Below are 18334 nucleotides of genomic sequence, written 5' to 3'. Positions count from 1 at the left end.
CGTGGGGGAGGCGACCGGGAGCGGCTGGCGGCGCGCGGGGTTCGCCGGCGCCGCGATAGGCGTGCTCGCCGCCGGCGCGGCGGCGGGCGTGGCGATCGAGCGGCTGACCGTGGGCCGCTCCGTCCGGCAGAAGGCGCGCCTCGCCCTGGACGCCACCGGCCCCTACGGCGCCCTCCGCGGCGCCCCCGGCCGGGCGCTCGCCGACGACGGCACCGCGCTCGCCTACGAGACCGACGAGGCGTCCGCCGGGCCCCTGACCGTGGTCTTCTCGCACGGCTTCTGCCTGAGCCAGGACTCCTGGCACTACCAGCGGGCCGCCCTGCGCGGCCGGGTCCGGGCCGTCTACTGGGACCAGCGCGGCCACGGCCGCTCGGCCCGCGGCCCCGAGGAGCCCGTCACCATCGACCGGCTCGGCCGCGACCTGAAGGCCGTCATCGACGCCGCCGCGCCCGAGGGGCCGCTCGTCCTCGTCGGGCACTCGATGGGCGGCATGACGGTGATGGCGCTCGCCGAGCGGTACCCGGAGCTGGTCCGGGACCGGGTCGTGGGCGTCGCCTTCGTCGGCACCTCCCCGGGGCGGCTCGAAGAGGTCTCGTACGGGCTGCCGCTCGCCGGCGTCAACGCGGTCCGCCGGGTCCTGCCCGGGGTGCTGCGGGCCCTCGGCTCCCAGGCCGAGCTGGTCGAGAAGGGGCGCCGGGCCACCGCCGACCTCTTCGCCGGGCTCGTGAAGAAGTACTCCTTCGCCTCGAAGGACGTGGACCCGGCCGTCGTCCGCTTCGCCGAGCGGATGATCGAGTCCGTCCCGGTCGACGTGGTCGCCGCGTTCTACCCGGCCTTCGGCGCGCACGACAAGCTCGCCGCCCTCGCCGCCTTCCGGGACCTGCCCGCGCTGGCCCTCGCCGGCGACCGGGACCTCGTCACCCCCGCCTCGCACACCGAGGCCATCGCCGCCGAACTGCCCGGCGCCGACCTGGTCGTCGTGCCCGACGCCGGCCACCTGGTGATGCTGGAGCGGCCCGAGGCCGTCACCGAGGCGCTCGCCGCCCTGCTGGCCAGGGCCGGGGAGGGGCCGGACAACGGATAGGTTGGCGGGTATGGAAGCAGCGCACCCGCCCGTCTCCGGCGCCACCCTCTCCGTCGACTCCCCCGAGCGCATGCAGGAGCTCGGCCGCCGGCTCGCGAAGATCCTCCGTCCCGGCGACCTCGTCATGCTCACCGGCGAACTGGGCGCCGGGAAGACCACGCTGACCCGCGGCCTCGGCGAGGGCCTCGGGGTGCGCGGCGCGGTCACCTCGCCGACCTTCGTCATCGCCCGCGTCCACCCCTCGCTGACCGGCGGCCCGGCCCTGGTGCACGTGGACGCCTACCGGCTCGGCGGCGGCCTCGACGAGATGGAGGACCTGGACCTCGACGTCTCGCTGCCCGAGTCCGTGGTGGTCGTGGAGTGGGGCGACGGCAAGGTCGAGGAGCTGACCGACGACCGGCTGCACGTCCTCATCCACCGCGTCACCGGCGACACCGACGACGACCGGCGCACGGTCGTGCTGCGCGGGATCGGCGGGCGCTGGGCCGGGGAGGACCTGGAACTGCTCCGACCGCCGGCCCGCCGGGAACAGCCGTAGGTTCCGACAGCATGTCGGGAAAGTGTTGCGCCGCCGCTCCGCGCCGTGGTGACATGGAAGCACGATCTGGTTAGGTGTACCTAACCTACGGGAGGCATGCATGGCGACGCAGATGCCGGAGCGCGACGACCGCGCCGACGGGGAGGGCGTCTCGATGAGCGAGCTGCTGGCCTCCTGCGCCGCGGCCACCGCCGTCTCCACCCCGCCGCGGGCCGAGCCCGGGCCCGCGCGGAAGGACCCGGAGCACCGGGAACCGGAGCTCCGGGACGAGGCCGCGTAACCCGTTCGGGTGAGGCTCCGGCCGGGCCGGGCGTCAGGGGACGACGACCACCTTCGCGCCGATCGACGCGAAGGTCCACATCGCGTCCCCGTCCGCCCGCTTCATCCGGATGCCGCCGGTCTTCTTCGCCGGGTCCGGCGACGGCATCGAACCGTCCACCGCCGCGCTGAAGCCGACCGTCACGCCGTCCACGCTCGCGAAGCGCACCACGTGCTCGATCTGCACCCCGTCGGAACCGGTCACCGAACCCGACCGGGAGGTCACCGCGTACGCCCCCGGCGCCGGGCTCACCGAGCTCGGCGCCACCCGGAAGGTGCGGGTCGCCCTGTTCTTCCCGTCGACCAGCCACACCCGGCGGTCCTGGAGGGCGTACACCACGCGCTCGCCCGTCCCGGAGGCCGCGGGCACCGCCAGCGGGTCCTTCGCCGGCTTCTTCGCCCCGGGGGACATCGTCGCCGACGGCGCGGCCGTGCCGGCCGCCGCGGGCCGCTCCGCGAGGTCCGCGGGCGCGCTCGCCGCCGCCTCGTAGGCGAGGAAGGCGACCGCGGCGACGGCCGCCGCCGTGAGCCCGGCCACGAATCCCGAGCTGCTCCTTGCCACCGTCTCCACCTCATCGTCCGCGCGTGCCGAGCCTGGGAACCAACGGCCCGACGGTAGCAGCCGGGCCCCCGGAGGGCCGCGCGCCGCATCGCCCGCCCGTGGCGCCGTAGGCTGTTCGCGTGCTGTTGCTCGCCATGGATACCGCCACCCCCGCCGTCACCGTCGCCCTCCACGACGGCACGGACGTCGTCGCCGAGTCGACCGGAGTCGACGCCCGCCGCCACGGGGAACTGCTGCTCCCCGCCGTCGACCGGGTCCTGAAGGAGGCCGGGACCGCGCTCGACGCGGTCACCGGGATCGTGGTCGGGGTCGGCCCGGGACCGTACACCGGCCTGAGGGTCGGGCTCGTCACCGCCACCACCTTCGCCTCCGCCCTCGGCGGGGTGCCCGTGCACGGCCTGTGCACCCTGGACGGCCTCGCGTACGCCTCCGGCATCGAGGGGCCCTTCGCGGTGGCGACCGACGCCCGCCGCAAGGAGGTCTACTGGGCGCGGTACGACGACGCCCGCACCCGCGTCACCGACGCCTCCGTCGACCGGCCCGCCGACATCGCCGAGCGGCTCGCCGGACTGCCGGTGGTCGGCGCGGGCGCCCTGCTCTACCCGGACGCCTTCCCGGACGCCCGGGGCCCCGAGCACCAGTCCGCCGCCGCCCTCGCCGCCCTCGCGGCCGAGCGGCTGCGGGCCGGCGGGGAGGGCTTCCTCGACCCGCTGCCGATGTACCTGCGGCGGCCCGACGCGCAGGTGCCGAAGAACTACAAGGTGGTCACGCCCACGTGACCGGCGCGGCGGTGACCGGGGAGGCGGTGGCCGGCGGCGCCGTCCTGCGCGAGATGCGCTGGTGGGACCTGCCGGAGGTGCTGGCCCTGGAGGCGGACCTCTTCCCCGAGGACGCCTGGTCCGAGGGGATGTTCTGGTCCGAGCTGGCGCACGCGCGCGGGCCCCGGGCCAGCCGGCGGTACGTGGTCGCCGAGACTCCGGAGGGGAAGCTGGCCGGGTACGCGGGCCTGGCGGCGGCCGGCGGCCTCGGCGACGTGCAGACCATCGCCGTCGCCCGCGAGCAGTGGGGCACCGGCCTCGGCGCCCGGCTCCTCACCGACCTGCTCCAGCACGCCACCGCCTTCGAGTGCGACGAGGTCCTGCTCGAAGTGCGCGTGGACAACACCCGGGCGCAGAAGCTCTACGAGCGCTTCGGCTTCGAGCCCATCGGGTTCCGGCGCGGCTACTACCAGCCGGGCAACGTGGACGCGCTCGTGATGCGACTGACTGTTCAAGGAACTGGGACCGATATCTGATGGCTGCTGACGAACCCCTCGTGCTCGGCATCGAGACCTCCTGCGACGAGACCGGCGTCGGCATCGTCCACGGCACCACCCTCCTCGCCGACGCCGTGGCCTCCAGCGTCGACACCCACGCCCGCTTCGGCGGCGTCGTGCCCGAGATCGCCTCCCGGGCCCACCTGGAGGCGATGGTCCCGACGATCGAGCGGGCCCTGAAGACCGCCGGCGTCTCCCCGAAGGACCTCGACGGCATCGCGGTCACCGCGGGCCCCGGCCTCGCGGGCGCGCTGCTCGTCGGCGTCTCCGCCGCCAAGGCGTACGCCTACGCGCTGGGCAAGCCGCTCTACGGCGTCAACCACCTGGCCTCGCACATCTGCGTCGACCAGCTGGAGCACGGCAGGCTGCCCGAGCCGACGATGGCGCTGCTGGTCTCCGGCGGGCACTCCTCGCTGCTGCTCTCCTCCGACATCACCTCCGACGTGCGGCCGATGGGCGCCACCATCGACGACGCGGCCGGCGAGGCCTTCGACAAGATCGCCCGCGTCCTCGACCTGGGCTTCCCCGGCGGCCCGGTCATCGACCGGCTCGCCAAGGAGGGCGACCCGGCCGCCATCGCGTTCCCGCGCGGCCTGTCGGGCGCCAAGGACCCCGCGTACGACTTCTCCTTCTCCGGCCTCAAGACCGCCGTGGCCCGCTGGATCGAGGCCAAGCGGGCGGCCGGTGAGGAGGTGCCGGTGCGGGACGTGGCCGCCTCCTTCCAGGAGGCCGTCGTCGACGTCCTCACCCGCAAGGCCGTCCGGGCCTGCAAGGACGAGGGCGTCGACCACCTGATGATCGGCGGCGGCGTCGCCGCGAACTCGCGGCTGCGGGCGCTGGCCGAGGAGCGCTGCGAGCGGGCCGGGATCCGGCTCCGGGTGCCCCGGCCGGGCCTGTGCACCGACAACGGCGCCATGGTCGCCGCGCTCGGCGCCGAGATGGTCGCCCGGGGCAGGGCCGCCTCCGACCTGGAGCTGTCGGCGGACTCGTCCCTGCCGGTGACGGACCCGCACGTCCCCGGGGCGCACGCCCACGACCACGACCACGTGCACGAGGTCAGCAAGGAGAACCTGTACTCGTGAGGGTCACGCTGATGTGGGAGGCCCGGGCCGTGCGGGGCCGGGGCGCCGAGCTCCTGGAGTGGGCGCGGGCCCGGACCCGGGTCCTGGCCCGCGAGCCGGTGCGCCGGGAGGTCTTCCGGGCCCCGCAGGACCGGGTCCTCGTCCTCACCTGGTGGGAGGCGGAGGGCCTCGACGCCGAGCTGCCCGAGCTGCCGGAGCCGGACGCGGAGCTGATCACCCGTCCGGTCCACCGCTGGCGCTTCGAATCGGTCGAATAGGCGAACAGTTCGGAGAGAGGGCAACCTTTCGATCCGATCGGGCATCCCACAGCCCGTGAAGAAGTCGATCGCGGTGTGGGCGGCGCTGACCGCAGTGACCCTCCTGATGACGGGCTGTACGGCCGGGGCCCCGGCCCCGGCCCCGGTGGCGGCCCCGGTGGCGGCCCCGGCGACGCCGTCGGAGGCCGCCGCCCCGGAGCCGGCGCCCGCCCCGGAGGCGGCGCGGGCGGCCGCGTACCGCAGGTGGGGGCTCAAGCCCTTCCCCGCGCCGCCCGCCCCGCCCGCCGTGAAGCCGGTGAAGCGGACGCCCGGCGGCCCGGTCCCGGTGATCAGCGACATCCCGACCACCGACAAGGTCGTCTTCCTCACCATCGACGACGGGGCCGAGAAGGACCCCGCGTTCGTGCGGATGATGGACGAACTGGACGTCCCCTTCACGATGTTCCTCACCGACTCGGTGATCAGCGGGAACTACGGCTACTTCGACCCGCTCGTCGCCCAGGGCCACGGCCTCGCCAACCACACCCTCACCCACCCGAACCTGCGCACCCTCTCCCCGGAGGCCCAGCGCCGCGAGATCTGCGGCCAGCAGGAGAAGCTGCGGAAGCGGTACGGCACCGCCCCGCGCCTCTTCCGCCCGCCCTTCGGCAACTGGAACGAGGCCACCCGGGCCGCCGCCGGCAGCTGCGGGGTGGACGCGATCGTGCTCTGGCGCGAGTCCATGCAGATCAAGAACATGCAGTACCAGCGCGGCGACCGGAAGCTCCGCCCCGGCGACATCGTCCTCGCCCACTTCCGCGGCCCCTCCGAGCTCAAGGGCCGCACGATGACCGAGATGACCGCCACCATGCTGCGGAAGATCCAGGAACAGGGCTTCACGGTGGCCCGCCTGGAGGACTATGTCTGAGGCCACCGGGCCGGACGCGACGGAAGAGACGGCCTAGGGTGCGGGGCATGTCCTCGCGCATACCGCTGCCCCCGCCGCCCCCGCCCGCCGAACTCCGCAGCTGGCCCGACCGGGACGCGCTGCTCGCCGACCGGGCGCTGGCCCTGGGGGAGTTGACGCGGCGTCTGCTCGGGGGCGGGCGGTTCGCGCTGTTCGCGGGCGCGGTGCTGGTGCTCCAGCTGGGCTGGGGCATGACCGGCGTGCTGCTCGTCGAGCTGGGCCACGGGGCGATCCTCGACCCGATCGCGTTCTTCGTCGGGCTGATCGCCGCCCTCCTGGGCCTCGGCGTGATGGTGCCGGGCGTGTGGCTCGCGGTGCGCGGGGTGCGCCGGGACCGGGTGGCGCGCGAGCGGCTGCTGCTGTGGGCGGCCCTGGACCGGCACGGGCCGACGGACGCGCGGCTGCGCCGGCCGGTGCTGAGCGCCTGCTGGATGGTGGTCTCCACCGTGCTGTGCGGGCTCGGGCTGTGGCTGGGCTTCGCCGTGCCCGCCGCGGCGAGCCCGTCGGAGGGCTACGGCCTCGTCGCGTACGGCATGGGCGTCGCCCTGATCTTCTGGATCAACGGCCTGATCGGGCTCTTCAAGGCCGTCGGGCACTTCCGGACGGCGCTCAGGCTCGTGCCGGCCGGCCGATCAGCATCGTCGGGGCGCCCGCGACACGTGTGAGCAGCACCGTCGCCGCGTTCGGGCCCTTGGGCCGCACCTTGCGCCGGATCTCCTCGGGCTCGACGGCCGAACCGCGCTTCTTCACCGTCAGGTTGCCCACCTCCCGCTCGCGCAGCAGGGCCTTCAGCTTCTTGAGGTTGAAGGGGAGTTCGTCGGTGATCTCGTAGGCGGCGGCGTACGGGGTGGGGGTCAGGGCGTCGGCGGTGACGTAGGCGATCGTCGCGTCGATCAGGCCGCCGTCCAGCTCCTCGGCGACCTCGGCGACCAGGTGGGCGCGGATGACGGCGCCGTCCGGCTCGTACAGGTAGCGGCCGACCGGGCGGACCGGCGGGTCGGGCAGGCCCCGGCCGGTGAGGGTCGCGCCGGAGGGCAGCAGGGTGGCGCGGCGGGCGCCCGGCTCCGTACCGAACCAGAGCACCGCCTCCTTCACGTCCCCGCCGTCCGAGATCCACTCGGCCTCGGCCTCGTCCGGGACGGTCTCGTGCGGGATGCCGGGGGCGATCTTCAGGGCCGCGTGCGGGGCCTTGCGGGCGGCGTCCATCGCCCAGGAGAGCGGCGGCGAGTACGCCTCGGGGTCGAAGATCCGGCCCCGGCCGCCGCGTCGGGCGGGGTCGACGAAGACGGCGTCGTACGGGCGGGTGTCGATCTCGGTGACGTCGGCGCAGCGGACCTCGATCAGGCCGTCGAGGCCGAGCGCGGCGGCGTTGGCGCGGGCGACCTCGGCGGTCAGCGGGTCGCGGTCGACGGCGAGGACGGAGACGCCGGCGCGGGCGAGCGCGAGCGCGTCGCCGCCGATGCCGGAGCAGAGGTCGGCGACACTGGTCACGCCGAGCTCCTTGAGCCGGGCCGCGCGGTGGGCGCCGACGGAGGCGCGGGTGGACTGCTCGACGCCGTTCGGCGTGAAGTACATGCGGTACGCGTCCTCCGCGCCGAACTTCGCCACCGCGCGCTGCCGCAGCCGGGCCTGGCCGAGGGCGGCCGACACCAGCTCGGCGGGGTGGTCGCGGCGCAGCCGGGAGGCGACCGCCAGCTCCTGGGCGGGGTCGTAGTCGCGCAGGGCGGCGAGGAGCGTCTGGCCCTCGGGGGAGAGCAGGGCGGCGAAGGCGGCGAGGTCGGTCACCGTCCCATTCTCCCCGGGGGTGCGCTGTGGGCCGGGCGGGGGACGGTGGGGCCGCCACGGCGGTGTCGCGGCCGGACGGGCGGATCGCGCTGACAGGATGCGGCGCCATACCGGTCGTACGACAAAAGGAAGAAATGATGACAAAGGGTGGCTCGCGCCGCGCCCTGGGGGCCGCACTCCTCGTCGCCGCGCTCACCTCCACCGCCGCCTGCGGGGACGGCGCCGAGCCCGGCGCCCCCGGCGCCCCGGCCCCCGCCGCCGGCCAGCAGGCCCCCGCCAAGTCCGCCGCCCAGCTCGCCCGGGAGAAGAAGGCCGTGGCGGCGGAGCAGAAGGCCGCGCGGGCGAAGCGGCGGGCCGCCGCCGCGAAGAAGTGGGGCCTCAAGCTGACGCCCCTGGAGGCGCCCGCCCCGCCGAGGACGAAGCCGAGGATCACCACCCGGAAGGGGTTCGAGACCGACGGCGAGGGACTGCCGCCCGTCTTCACCACCGTCCCCACCAAGGAGAAGGTCGTCTTCCTGACGATCGACGACGGCGCCGAGAAGGACCCCGAGCTCATCCGCATGATGAGCGAACTGGACATCCCGTACAGCGCCTTCCTCAGCGACTACGTGGTCAGCGACGACTACGGCTACTTCGCGAAGATGCAGAAGTCCCAGCCGCGCGGCGTCTCCCTCCACAACCACACCCTGAACCACAAGTACCTGCCCGGACTCTCCTACGCGCGCCAGAAGCGGGAGATCTGCGGGATGCAGGACGTCATCGAGAAGAAGTACGGCAAGCGCCCCGAGCTCTTCCGGCCGCCGTACGGCAACTACAACGAGGACACCCTGCGCGCCGCCAAGTCCTGCGGCGTCAAGGCCGTCCCGCTCTGGGCCTCCGAGGCCTTCCCCGACCACATGGAGTGGCGCGAGTGGGACCGGGACCTGCACCCCGGCGACATCGTCCTCACCCACTTCCGCGGCGAGGAGGACTGGAAGGGCAGCATGCCGGACATGGTCCGCCGGGTGATGAACGTGATCACGTCCAAGGGGTACGCGGTCGGCAAGCTGGAGGACTACGTATGAGCCGGCTCCGCCCGCTCGTGGTCGCGGCCCTGCTCCTCGGCCTCACCGGCTGCGCCTCCGCCGTCGACCCGCTCGAACGCCTCGGCCGCAAGGCGGTGGAGCGGGTCGCGGACCGCGGCCCGGACGGGGAGACCGTCCGGGCGGAGGGTTCCCGGGGCTGACGCCCCGGGGACGGGCCGGGGGGCGCCCTCGCGCAGCCGGTCCTCGGCCGCGGAGAGCAGGGCGGCGCCGGCGAGCAGGACCGCCACGACGATCTGCGTCCCGCCCGCCCAGAACCACCCCCCGCGCCACAGCGCCGCACCGGACAGGGCGATCAGCGCCATGGCCGCCACGAACCACCAGGGCGGCGGGACGCCCGCCGCCCGCTGCCCGGGATGCTCCGGGGCGCCCGAACTCAGCGCCGCCAGCGCGGTCAGGAGCAGGAGCATCCCCAGCGCGGCGGCGTCGATCACCAGCAGCAGCACGGCGAGGGCGACGTCGAGGGCGGTGGGGGCGGGGGGACGGGACGCGGCCATGGGGGCACCTTCGTACGGAACCCCGTGATCCGCTCGCGCGTTCCCCGGATCGAGACCCGATCGCGGCCCCGCCGCGCCCTTCCGGAACCGCCACGGAGTGAGGAATTGGCACTCCGCTTGACCGAGTGCTAATCGCGGTCATAGTCTCGGCTCTGGCACTCCCCAGTGGAGAGTGCCAACACAGCGACGGGCAGGTCCGGCACCCGCGACGACGGATCCACCTGGTCGCCACCTCAGACAGTTAACCCCGCGAGATCTCCGAAGGGGGAGGTCGGATCGTGACGACCGCCAGCTCCAAGGTTGCCATCAAGCCGCTCGAGGACCGCATCGTGGTCCAGCCGCTCGACGCCGAGCAGACCACGGCCTCTGGCCTGGTCATCCCGGACACCGCGAAGGAGAAGCCCCAGGAGGGCGCCGTCCTCGCCGTGGGCCCGGGCCGCTTCGAGAACGGCGAGCGCCTTCCGCTCGACGTGAAGGTCGGCGACGTCGTGCTCTACAGCAAGTACGGCGGCACCGAGGTCAAGTACAACGGCGACGAGTACCTCGTCCTCTCGGCCCGCGACGTGCTCGCGATCATCGAGAAGTAAGACGACGTACGTGCAGTGAACCGCGCCCCTGACCCCCTCCACGGGCGTCCAGGGGCGCGGTTTGTTTTTCCACCCGATTTCCGAGAGGGCTGAATCGCTCCCATGGCGAAGATCCTGAAGTTCGACGAGGACGCCCGTCGCGCCCTTGAGCGCGGCGTCAACAAGCTGGCCGACACGGTGAAGGTGACGATCGGCCCCAAGGGCCGCAACGTCGTCATCGACAAGAAGTTCGGCGCCCCCACCATCACCAACGACGGTGTCACGATCGCCCGCGAGGTCGAGATCGAGGACCCGTACGAGAACCTCGGCGCCCAGCTCGTGAAGGAGGTGGCGACCAAGACCAACGACATCGCGGGTGACGGCACCACCACCGCCACCGTCCTCGCCCAGGCGCTCGTCCGCGAGGGCCTGCGCAACGTCGCCGCCGGCGCCTCCCCGGCCGCCCTGAAGAAGGGCATCGACGCCGCGGTCAAGGCCGTCTCCGACGAGCTGCTCGCCACCGCGCGCCCGATCGACGACAAGTCCGACATCGCCGCCGTCGCCGCGCTCTCCGCGCAGGACCAGCAGGTCGGCGAGCTCATCGCCGAGGCGATGGACAAGGTCGGCAAGGACGGCGTCATCACCGTCGAGGAGTCCAACACCTTCGGCCTGGAGCTCGACTTCACCGAGGGCATGGCCTTCGACAAGGGCTACCTCTCGCCGTACATGGTCACCGACCAGGAGCGCATGGAGGCCGTCCTCGACGACCCGTACATCCTGATCCACCAGGGCAAGATCTCCTCCATCCAGGACCTGCTGCCCCTCCTGGAGAAGGTCATCCAGTCCGGTGGCTCCAAGCCGCTGCTGATCATCGCCGAGGACGTCGAGGGCGAGGCCCTCTCCACCCTCGTCGTCAACAAGATCCGCGGCACCTTCAACGCCGTGGCCGTCAAGGCCCCCGGCTTCGGCGACCGCCGCAAGGCGATGCTCGGCGACATGGCCACCCTCACCGGTGCCACCGTCATCGCCGAGGAGGTCGGCCTCAAGCTCGACCAGGCCGGTCTGGACGTGCTGGGCACCGCCCGCCGCGTGACCGTCACCAAGGACGACACCACCATCGTCGACGGCGGCGGCGACTCCGCCGACGTCGCGGGCCGCGTCGCCCAGATCAAGGCCGAGATCGAGACCACGGACTCCGACTGGGACCGCGAGAAGCTCCAGGAGCGCCTCGCGAAGCTGGCCGGCGGCGTGTGCGTGATCAAGGTCGGCGCCGCCACCGAGGTGGAGCTGAAGGAGAAGAAGCACCGTCTGGAGGACGCCATCTCCGCGACCCGCGCCGCGGTCGAGGAGGGCATCGTCTCCGGTGGTGGCTCCGCGCTCGTCCACGCCGTGAAGGTCCTGGAGGACAACCTCGGCAAGACCGGCGACGAGGCCACCGGCGTCTCCGTCGTCCGCCGCGCCGCCGTCGAGCCGCTGCGCTGGATCGCCGAGAACGCCGGCCTGGAGGGCTACGTCATCACCTCCAAGGTCGCCGAGCTCGACAAGGGCCAGGGCTTCAACGCCGCCACCGGCGAGTACGGCGACCTGGTCAAGGCCGGCGTCATCGACCCGGTCAAGGTCACCCGCTCCGCCCTGGAGAACGCCGCCTCCATCGCCTCCCTGCTCCTCACCACCGAGACCCTCGTGGTGGAGAAGAAGGAGGAGGAGCCGGCGGACCACGGTCACGGCCACGGTCACGGCCACTCCCACTGACGTGTGAACGTCGCGAGGCCCGGTGCTCCCGTCGCGGGGGCACCGGGCCTCGGTGTCTCTCCCTACGCCTCGACCGCGCCGAGCTGGTTCATCAGTCCGAGCAGGTCGTACTGCCACCAGCCCTCGACGATCTTGCCGTCGTCGCCGAAGCGGTGGACGGTGGTGCCGGTCATGGTGACCTCCATGCCGGTCGGCTGGAGGCCCATGAAGTCGCCGACGTGGGTCCCCTTCCAGCTCCACCGGGTGCACACGCGGTCGCCGTCGGCGATCTGGTCCTCGACGGTGAACGCGAAGTCGAAGCCGGCGCGCCACTCCTCCACCTCGCGCCGGACCGCGTCCGTCCCGATGGCGTCCTGCGGGTTCGCCGGATCGTGGTCGTGGTAGCCCTCGGCGAGCAGGACGTCGAGCAGCGCCACGTCCGTGCCGTCCGCCAGCCGCTCGAACAGCTGCCGCGCGTTCGCCTTGTACAGCGCCTCGTCCCGGACCACGTCCAGATCGGTGAAGGTCGGCATCTCGTCGCAGAGGGCCACCATCTCCCGGAAGATCCGGTCGGTCTCCGGCAGCTGCGAGTTGCGCATGGCCACGTCGTACGAGGGGAACTCGACGATCTCCACGACGTGCGAGGCGTCGGACCGGTCGGTCCCGACGATGCCGCGGGTGGCGGTCCGTTTCCCCCGGGTCTCCTCGACCCACCGGTCCATGAGCCGGTTGAGCTCCTCGACCCGGCTCGTCCTGCACTCGATGATCTGCACGAAGGTCATGGCCGCCTCCGACGGGCGAAGCCGCGGGTGGACCCTTCCAGTCTAGGTCGTCTCTTTCGGATCAGGCCGGATCAGGGAGCGGCGTCTGGTGCGTGCGCTCGCAAGGCGGAGGAGGGAGTCCATGCGGAGCATCGGCGACCGACGACAACGCGGCGAGCGTGCGTGCCAGGCGTCGCGAGCCCGGCATGATCCGGAAGAGACGACCTAGGCCGACCGGGTGAGGTCGGCGGCCTTGACCTCCTCCGCGAAGGGCTCGCCCCGGGTGTAGCGGACGATCTCGTCCAGGGCCTGGTCGGCCATCCGGTGGAGCTCGTTGCCCAGCGAGCCGGCGATGTGGGGCGTGAGGAGGACGTTCGGGAGGGTGTAGAGGGGGGAGTCCGGCGGCGGCAGTTCGGGGTCGGTCACGTCGAGGACCGCGTGCAGGCGGCCCGCCGTCAGGTGGGGGAGCAGCGCCTCCTCGTCGATCAGGGAGCCCCGGGAGGTGTTGATCAGGGTCGCGCCGTCGGGCAGGGCGGCGAGCTGGCGGGCCCCGATCATCCGGTACGTGGACGGGAGTTGGGGCGCGTGCACGGAGACGACCGAGCTGCGGGAGCAGAGCTCGTCCAGGCCGGCGAGGCGCGCCCCCGGCGGGGGAGCGGTCAGGTACGGGTCGTACAGCAGCACCTCGACGTCGAAGGGGCGCAGCAGCTCGACGACCCGGCGGCCGATGCGGGAGGCGCCGACGATGCCGACCGTGCGGCGGTAGTTGCCCCAGTCGGCGGCCTCGTCGAGCCAGGCGTGGCCGGTCCGGAGCCCGGCGTACCGCTGGGCCGCGCGCAGCACCCGCTTCCCGGCGAAGAGGATCGCGGCGAGGGTGTACTCGGCGACGGGCAGGGCGTTGGCGCTCGCCGCCGAGGTGACCCGGAGGCCGCGCTCCCAGCAGGCGCCGGTGATGTGGTGCTTGACCGAACCGGCCGCGTGCACCACGGCCTTGAGCCGGGGCGCGCGGGCCAGGACCTCCGGGGTGAGCGGGGTGGCGCCCCAGCAGGTGAGGAGGAGTTCGGCCTCGGCGAGGGCGGCGGCGGCCTTCGGGCCGGGGGCGGTCAGGTCGTGGGCGACCAGGCGCGGGTCGGTGCGGGTGAGGGCCGCGAGGCGGGCCCGGTGGGCGTCGGTGAGGAGGCGGTCGGCGACGCCGGGGCCCATCGCGAGCAGGAGGGCCGGGCGGGGGTCGGTGGTCGGGTGCATGGCGGGGCCTGTGCTCCTCACGTGGCGGTGCTCCTCACTTGACGCTGCCGGCGGTCAGGCCGGCCTTCCAGTGGCGCTGGAGCGAGACGAAGGCGAGGACGAGGGGGACGACGGCGAGCAGGGAGCCGGTGACGACGAGCGGGTAGTAGTCGGGTTCCGCGTGGGCGTTGCTGTTCCACGCGTACAGGCCGAGGCTCAGCGGGAAGAGCTTCTGGTCCGAGAGCATCACCAGCGGCAGGAAGAAGTTGTTCCAGACGGCGGTGAACTGGAAGAGGAAGACGGTCACGAACCCCGGCATGACCGTGCGCAGCCCGATCGACCAGAAGACCCGCATCTCGCCGGCGCCGTCGATGCGGGCGGCCTCCAGCGCCTCGTCGGGCACGTAGGCGGCGCACAGCACCCGGGAGAGGTAGACCCCGAAGGGGTTGACGAGGACCGGCAGCAGCACGGCGGCGTAGGTGTTGACGATGCCGATCTCGCTGGCGAGCAGGTACATCGGCAGGGCGAGCGCGGTGGTGGGGACGAGGACGCCGAGCAGGACGAGGCCGAAGAGCTTCTCCTTGCCGCGGAAGTCGTAGACGTGGAAGGCGTATCCGGCGGCGACGCTGATCAGCGCGCAGGCGGCGGCGCCGACGCCGGCGTAGAGCAGGCTGTTGAGGTACCAGCGGAAGTAGAGGCCGTCGTGGTACTCGGCGAGCCGGGCGAGGTTGCCGCCGAGGTCGAAGCCCTCGAAGGAGAAGGCGTTCCCGGCGAGCAGGCCGCCGGCGTCCTTGGTGGCGGCGGTGACCAGCCAGACCAGCGGGAAGAGCATGTAGCAGGTGGCGAGGAGGAGGACGCCGTTGACGGCGCCCTTCGACAGCCAGCGGGAGCGGGCGGGGCGGGTGTTCACGCGGCCTTCTCCTTCCGGCGCCCGGTGAGGCGGGTGACGGCGAAGGACAGCAGCGCGGCCGTCAGGGCCAGCAGGATCGAGGCGGCCGCGGCCAGTCCGTAGTCGTTGCGGTCGAAGGCGGCGGAGTACGCGTACATGTTCGGCGTCCAGGTGGAGGTGACGGCGGAGCCCGTGCCCCTGCTGAGGATCAGCGGCTCGGTGAAGAGCTGGAGGGAGCCGATGACGGTGAAGAGGCCGACCATCGCCAGGGAGCCGCGCAGCAGCGGGATCTTGACGGAGAAGGCGGTGCGCCAGGCGCCGGCGCCGTCGACGGTGGCGGCTTCGAGGACGGAGCGGTCGATGGCCTGGAGGGCGGCGTAGAAGATGATCAGGTTGTAGCCGAGCCACTCCCACAGGGCGATGTTGACCACGGACGGCAGGGCGCCCTCGGGGGAGAAGAAGTCGAAGCCGATCCCGCCGGCCTCCATCGCCTTCACGACCGGACTGAGCTGGGGCGTGTAGAGGTAGACCCAGATCAGGGCGGCGATGATGCCGGGCACGGCGTGCGGCAGGAAGAGCGCGAGCTGGAAGAAGCGGCGGGCGCGGGCGAGGGCGGAGTCGAGCAGCAGGGCGAGGCCGAGGGCGCCGCCGAGCAGCAGCGGCAGGTAGAGCAGGCAGTAGCCGAGCAGCACGCCGAAGCCCTCGCGGAAGGCCCGGTCACCCAGTGCCGCGGTGTAGTTGCCGAGGCCGGTGAAGACGGTCTCGGAGCCGCCGAAGCCCAGTCCGGACTGCTTCTCGGTGAAAAGGCTCAGCCAGACCGCGTAGCCGATCGGCACCACCAGCACCGCGGTGAAGAGCAGGAAGAACGGGGTCAGCAGGAGTGCCGCGGCACGGGTGCGGGCCTTCACGTGCTCAGCCCTCGACCTTCAGGCCGCGCTTGGTGAGCTCGGCGACGGTGGCGTCGTGACCGGCCTTCACCGCGTCGGCGAGGGTGGGGCCGCCGGGGGCGACGGCGCCGAAGCGGTCCTTGATGGCGGTGTTGGTGGTGCCGGTGGTGGGTCCCCAGGACCACTGCGGGCGGATGGAGGCGCCGGCCGCCTCGAAGAGGGCGTAGATGTCCTGGCCGCCGTAGAAGCCCGCGTCGAAGGCCTTCTTGGCGGCGGGGCGCAGGGCGGCCGCGGCGGGGAAGGCGCTGGAGGTGCCGGAGGCGATGCGGGCCTTCACGCCCTCCTCGGTGGTGGCCATCCACTTCGCGAACTCGACGGCGGCCGCCTTCTTCGTGCTGTTCTTCGGCACGGCGAAGGTGGAGCCGCCGAGCATGCCGGAGGCGGGCTCGCCGTCCCAGCTGGGCATGGGGGCGACGGCCCACTTGCCGGCCTGCTCCGGGAGGGTGCCCTTGAGGACGCCGGCGCCCCAGGAGGCGCCGAGGTAGCCGAGGGTGGTGCCGTTCTTGAGGGAGCCGGTCCACTCGGGGCTGAAGGAGGCGTTCTTGTGGACGAGCCCGTCGTCGAGGAGGCCCTGCCAGTAGGCGGTGACCTTGGTGGTGGCCGCGTCGGTGGTGTCGATCTTCCAGGTGTCGTTCTCGGCCTTGAACCACTGGGCGCCGGCCTGCCAGGCCATGGCCTCGAAGGTGGTGGGATCGTCGGGGAAGAAGGTGGCGATCCGGGCCTCGGGGTCGGCCTTCCTGACCTGTTCGGCGGCCTTCCTGAAGGTGTCCCAGGTGGTGGGGACCTGGATCCTGTGCTTCTCGAAGAGGTCCTTGCGGTAGTAGAAGGCCTGCGGGGCGGCGTCGAAGGGGACGGCCCAGGACCTGCCGCCGAGGGTGGTGAGTTCGACGGCCTGGGGGAGCAGCTTCGCGCGGTCGGCCTCGGTGAAGGCGTCGCCGATGTCCTGGAGGGCGCCGGAGGAGACGAACTCGGGGAGCGAGGGGTATTCGAGGGAGACGAGGTCGGGGGCGTTCCCGGCCTTCACGGCGTTGGAGATCTTGGCGTAGCCGCCGGCGTTGCCGGAGGGGATCTCCTCGAAGGTCACCTTGATGTCGGTGTGGGAGGCGTTGAAGGCGTCGACGACGTCCTTGGTGCCCTTGGCCCAGCCCCAGAAGGTGATCGTGACGGGCTCGCCGCCGGCGGAATCGGTCTCGTCACCGCCCCCGCCGCAGGCCGTGAGGACGGCGAGGGCGGTGGCGGTGCCGGCTATGACGCGGGACGTTCTGCTCCAACTGAGGCTCACGGCACGGCTCCTGATCGGCGGCGCGGACGGGGTTGGCCGTGATCCTGGGACCGTTCGTGAACGAAGTCAAGAGCGAAAGATTGAATGATCGAAAAAAGATCAGATCGATCAGCGATGGCGGTGGCGGTGGCGGCGGTGCCGACAGTGCCGGCGGTGGCGGCAGTGTCAGCGGTGGCGGCCTTCCCGGCGGTGCCGGGCCGCCGTCGGGAAGGCCGGCGGCCCGGGGCGCCCGGCGGCCCGGGCCGCCCGGCGGTCAGGAGGCCCCGCAGGACGCCCGTACCCGCAGCCGCGGCAGCAGGCTCACGTGCCGGCCCGCCGCCTCCTCGTCCGCGCCGCCGGTCAGCCGCTCCACCAGCAGCTCCGTGGCGTGCCGGCCCACCTCCCGCTTCGGCGGGGCCACCGCCGTCAGCGGGGTGTCGGCCAGCGCGGCGACCTCGTCGTCGTACGCGATGAGGGCGAGGTCCTGCGGGACCCGCACGCCGAGCGGGGCGAGCCGCTGCACGATCTCGATCGCGTCCACGTCGTTGTGGACGAGCGCCGCGCTCGCCAGGCCCGAGCGGACCGCGTCGTGCAGCGCCCGCACCGCCCGCTCGAAGCCCTCCGGATCCGCCTCGGCCGGTACGGAGTCGATGACCGGCCGGGGCCGCTCCAGGCCCAGCACGGCCAGCGCCTCCGCGTACCCGGCCCGCACCGCGAGCGCGGTCGGCGAGTCCCCGCGGGCCACGAGCAGCGGGGTCGCGTGGCCGAGCCCGAGCAGGTGGCGCAGGGCGAGCAGCACCCCGTGGGCGTGGTCGGAGGCGACCCGGTCGAGCCCGTCGAGCGGGCTGCCGGGCTCGGCGCGCCGCTCCAGGAGCACGGCCGGCACGGGCAGCCCGGCCAGCCAGTCCCCGTACGCGAGCCGGTCCTCGGGCCCGCGCCAGCCCGGCGCCACCAGCACCCCCTCGGCGCCGGCCGCGAGCAGCCCCTCGACGCGGGCCCGGTCCTCCTCCGGGCGGTAGTCCGAGACCCGCAGCACCAGCCGGGCGCCGGCCCGCGCCGCCGCCTCGTGCGCGCCCCGGATGACCTCGGCGAAGTAGTACGTGGCGGAGGGCGCGAGCAGGCCGAGGACCAGGCCCTCGGCCGCCCCCGGCCCGGCCGGCCCGGCGCCCGGCGCGGCGCGCGGCCAGGAGACCTGGCCGTGCACCCGGTCGAGCAGGCCCCGCGAGGCCAGCGCCTCCGCGTCGCGGCGGGCGGTGACGGGGGAGACCCCCAGCAGACCGGCCAGTTCGGCGACGCGGACCGTGCCGCGCTCGCGCACCAGGTCCAGCAGTCGGGCGTGTCGTTCGGCGGCACTCTCGCGCACGTGCGGTTCCCCCTCGCGGTGGTGGTCGTCTCCCGACCTCGGATACCCGGACCCTAGACGAGATGATCGAACGATGGGAATTTCGATCATTCGCTCCACATCCCTTGACGTGTCGATCGGGACCCG

21 protein-coding genes are annotated in these 18334 nt (G+C 73.3%); 12 read left to right on the top strand and 9 right to left on the bottom strand.

The genetic code is table 11. The features are described from left to right. Window position 1 precedes the first annotated feature (1 nt). The 3 genes from AB0E83_RS07445 to AB0E83_RS07435 all read left to right on the top strand — a co-directional run bounded on the left by AB0E83_RS07445 (window position 2) and on the right by AB0E83_RS07435 (window position 1902). Window positions 2-1084 carry an alpha/beta hydrolase gene (locus AB0E83_RS07445; protein WP_362107344.1) on the top strand — a complete coding sequence of 361 codons (1083 nt, stop codon included), beginning with the start codon at window positions 2-4 and terminating at the stop codon, window positions 1082-1084. 10 nt (window positions 1085-1094) lie between these two features. Further along, window positions 1095-1622: a tRNA (adenosine(37)-N6)-threonylcarbamoyltransferase complex ATPase subunit type 1 TsaE gene (tsaE, locus tag AB0E83_RS07440; protein WP_362107341.1), complete on the top strand. Its 528-nt coding sequence runs from the start codon at window positions 1095-1097 to the stop codon at window positions 1620-1622. 100 nt (window positions 1623-1722) lie between these two features. After that, window positions 1723-1902: a hypothetical protein gene (locus AB0E83_RS07435; protein ID WP_362107338.1), complete on the top strand. Its 180-nt coding sequence runs from the start codon at window positions 1723-1725 to the stop codon at window positions 1900-1902. A gap of 33 nt (window positions 1903-1935) precedes the next feature. Here the strand turns inward: AB0E83_RS07435 and AB0E83_RS07430 are convergent, their stop codons facing one another. Continuing rightward, complete coding sequence (locus AB0E83_RS07430; RefSeq protein ID WP_362107335.1) at window positions 1936-2478, bottom strand: hypothetical protein; 543 nt, start codon at window positions 2476-2478, stop codon at window positions 1936-1938. A gap of 143 nt (window positions 2479-2621) precedes the next feature. Here AB0E83_RS07430 and tsaB point away from each other — a divergent pair, with 143 nt between their 5' ends. From tsaB to AB0E83_RS07400, 6 genes are read left to right on the top strand one after another with little or no spacing between them, the layout of a single operon-like run. Continuing rightward, window positions 2622-3281, top strand: coding sequence for a tRNA (adenosine(37)-N6)-threonylcarbamoyltransferase complex dimerization subunit type 1 TsaB (tsaB, locus tag AB0E83_RS07425; protein ID WP_362107332.1), 660 nt, complete (start codon window positions 2622-2624; stop codon window positions 3279-3281). Window positions 3282-3334: 53 nt separating this feature from the next. Next, a complete protein-coding gene (rimI, locus tag AB0E83_RS07420) occupies window positions 3335-3796 on the top strand; it encodes a ribosomal protein S18-alanine N-acetyltransferase (protein WP_362107424.1) in 462 nt (153 codons plus the stop codon). Beyond that, window positions 3796-4899 carry a tRNA (adenosine(37)-N6)-threonylcarbamoyltransferase complex transferase subunit TsaD gene (tsaD, locus tag AB0E83_RS07415; RefSeq protein ID WP_362107330.1) on the top strand — a complete coding sequence of 368 codons (1104 nt, stop codon included), beginning with the start codon at window positions 3796-3798 and terminating at the stop codon, window positions 4897-4899. The genes rimI and tsaD overlap by 1 nt, the downstream gene beginning before the upstream one ends. Then, window positions 4896-5156 (top strand): hypothetical protein, encoded by a 261-nt coding sequence (locus AB0E83_RS07410; RefSeq protein WP_362107327.1) that lies wholly within the window; start codon window positions 4896-4898, stop codon window positions 5154-5156. The genes tsaD and AB0E83_RS07410 overlap by 4 nt, the downstream gene beginning before the upstream one ends. Window positions 5157-5211: 55 nt before the next feature. Then, window positions 5212-6063, top strand: a complete 852-nt coding sequence (locus AB0E83_RS07405) for a polysaccharide deacetylase family protein (protein ID WP_362107324.1) — start codon at window positions 5212-5214, stop codon at window positions 6061-6063. A 47-nt stretch (window positions 6064-6110) separates the two neighbouring features. Then, window positions 6111-6767, top strand: a complete 657-nt coding sequence (locus AB0E83_RS07400; RefSeq protein ID WP_362107321.1) for a hypothetical protein — start codon at window positions 6111-6113, stop codon at window positions 6765-6767. On the opposite strand, the gene AB0E83_RS07395 is transcribed toward AB0E83_RS07400, so the two are convergent. Next, window positions 6712-7887 carry a class I SAM-dependent methyltransferase gene (locus AB0E83_RS07395; RefSeq protein ID WP_362107318.1) on the bottom strand — a complete coding sequence of 392 codons (1176 nt, stop codon included), beginning with the start codon at window positions 7885-7887 and terminating at the stop codon, window positions 6712-6714. The two genes, AB0E83_RS07400 and AB0E83_RS07395, sit on opposite strands and share 56 nt — an antisense overlap. Window positions 7888-8024: 137 nt before the next feature. On the opposite strand from AB0E83_RS07395, the gene AB0E83_RS07390 reads away from it, so the two are divergent. Further along, window positions 8025-8951: a polysaccharide deacetylase family protein gene (locus AB0E83_RS07390; protein ID WP_362107315.1), complete on the top strand. Its 927-nt coding sequence runs from the start codon at window positions 8025-8027 to the stop codon at window positions 8949-8951. On the opposite strand, the gene AB0E83_RS07385 is transcribed toward AB0E83_RS07390, so the two are convergent. Beyond that, window positions 8942-9466 (bottom strand): DUF6234 family protein, encoded by a 525-nt coding sequence (locus tag AB0E83_RS07385; protein WP_362107312.1) that lies wholly within the window; start codon window positions 9464-9466, stop codon window positions 8942-8944. The two genes, AB0E83_RS07390 and AB0E83_RS07385, sit on opposite strands and share 10 nt — an antisense overlap. Window positions 9467-9744: 278 nt before the next feature. Here AB0E83_RS07385 and groES point away from each other — a divergent pair, with 278 nt between their 5' ends. Both groES and groL read left to right on the top strand, forming a co-directional pair. Further along, window positions 9745-10053, top strand: coding sequence for a co-chaperone GroES (groES, locus tag AB0E83_RS07380; protein WP_004955293.1), 309 nt, complete (start codon window positions 9745-9747; stop codon window positions 10051-10053). Window positions 10054-10155: 102 nt separating this feature from the next. Beyond that, on the top strand, window positions 10156-11784 hold the full coding sequence (gene groL / locus AB0E83_RS07375) for a chaperonin GroEL (RefSeq protein ID WP_362107309.1): 1629 nt from the start codon (window positions 10156-10158) through the stop codon (window positions 11782-11784). 62 nt (window positions 11785-11846) lie between these two features. On the opposite strand, the gene AB0E83_RS07370 is transcribed toward groL, so the two are convergent. The 6 genes from AB0E83_RS07370 to AB0E83_RS07345 all read right to left on the bottom strand — a co-directional run bounded on the left by AB0E83_RS07370 (window position 11847) and on the right by AB0E83_RS07345 (window position 18208). Continuing rightward, on the bottom strand, window positions 11847-12545 hold the full coding sequence (locus AB0E83_RS07370; RefSeq protein ID WP_362107306.1) for an ester cyclase: 699 nt from the start codon (window positions 12543-12545) through the stop codon (window positions 11847-11849). 204 nt (window positions 12546-12749) lie between these two features. After that, on the bottom strand, window positions 12750-13769 hold the full coding sequence (locus tag AB0E83_RS07365) for a hydroxyacid dehydrogenase (RefSeq protein WP_362107421.1): 1020 nt from the start codon (window positions 13767-13769) through the stop codon (window positions 12750-12752). 34 nt (window positions 13770-13803) lie between these two features. Next, window positions 13804-14658 carry a carbohydrate ABC transporter permease gene (locus AB0E83_RS07360; protein ID WP_362107303.1) on the bottom strand — a complete coding sequence of 285 codons (855 nt, stop codon included), beginning with the start codon at window positions 14656-14658 and terminating at the stop codon, window positions 13804-13806. Further along, complete coding sequence (locus AB0E83_RS07355) at window positions 14655-15545, bottom strand: sugar ABC transporter permease (protein WP_362107300.1); 891 nt, start codon at window positions 15543-15545, stop codon at window positions 14655-14657. The genes AB0E83_RS07360 and AB0E83_RS07355 overlap by 4 nt, the downstream gene beginning before the upstream one ends. Before the next feature lie 4 nt (window positions 15546-15549). Beyond that, the gene (locus tag AB0E83_RS07350) at window positions 15550-16866 is read right to left on the bottom strand and encodes a sugar ABC transporter substrate-binding protein (RefSeq protein ID WP_362107297.1); all 1317 of its coding nucleotides are present in this window, start codon (window positions 16864-16866) and stop codon (window positions 15550-15552) included. A 253-nt stretch (window positions 16867-17119) separates the two neighbouring features. Then, on the bottom strand, window positions 17120-18208 hold the full coding sequence (locus AB0E83_RS07345; RefSeq protein WP_362107294.1) for a substrate-binding domain-containing protein: 1089 nt from the start codon (window positions 18206-18208) through the stop codon (window positions 17120-17122). Window positions 18209-18334: the final 126 nt, after the last annotated feature.

This window comes from Streptomyces sp. NPDC035033 (genome assembly GCF_040636735.1).
Classification (GTDB): domain Bacteria; phylum Actinomycetota; class Actinomycetes; order Streptomycetales; family Streptomycetaceae; genus Streptomyces.
The sequence above is the reverse complement of the archived record's forward strand: the minus strand, read 5'-3'. Positions and strand labels throughout refer to the sequence as shown.

Bases quoted from the DNA above. Each gene is read 5' to 3' on its own strand.
- tsaE (WP_362107341.1), top strand. From the start codon at position 1,095: ATGGAAGCAGCGCACCCGCCCGTCTCCGGCGCCACCCTCTCCGTCGAC.
- AB0E83_RS07435 (WP_362107338.1), top strand. From the start codon at position 1,723: ATGGCGACGCAGATGCCGGAGCGCGACGACCGCGCCGACGGGGAGGGC.
- rimI (WP_362107424.1), top strand. From the start codon at position 3,335: ATGCGCTGGTGGGACCTGCCGGAGGTGCTGGCCCTGGAGGCGGACCTC.
- tsaD (WP_362107330.1), top strand. From the start codon at position 3,796: ATGGCTGCTGACGAACCCCTCGTGCTCGGCATCGAGACCTCCTGCGAC.
- AB0E83_RS07400 (WP_362107321.1), top strand. From the start codon at position 6,111: ATGTCCTCGCGCATACCGCTGCCCCCGCCGCCCCCGCCCGCCGAACTC.
- AB0E83_RS07390 (WP_362107315.1), top strand. From the start codon at position 8,025: ATGACAAAGGGTGGCTCGCGCCGCGCCCTGGGGGCCGCACTCCTCGTC.
- AB0E83_RS07385 (WP_362107312.1), bottom strand. From the start codon at position 9,466: ATGGCCGCGTCCCGTCCCCCCGCCCCCACCGCCCTCGACGTCGCCCTC.
- groL (WP_362107309.1), top strand. From the start codon at position 10,156: ATGGCGAAGATCCTGAAGTTCGACGAGGACGCCCGTCGCGCCCTTGAG.
- AB0E83_RS07370 (WP_362107306.1), bottom strand. From the start codon at position 12,545: ATGACCTTCGTGCAGATCATCGAGTGCAGGACGAGCCGGGTCGAGGAG.
- AB0E83_RS07365 (WP_362107421.1), bottom strand. From the start codon at position 13,769: ATGCACCCGACCACCGACCCCCGCCCGGCCCTCCTGCTCGCGATGGGC.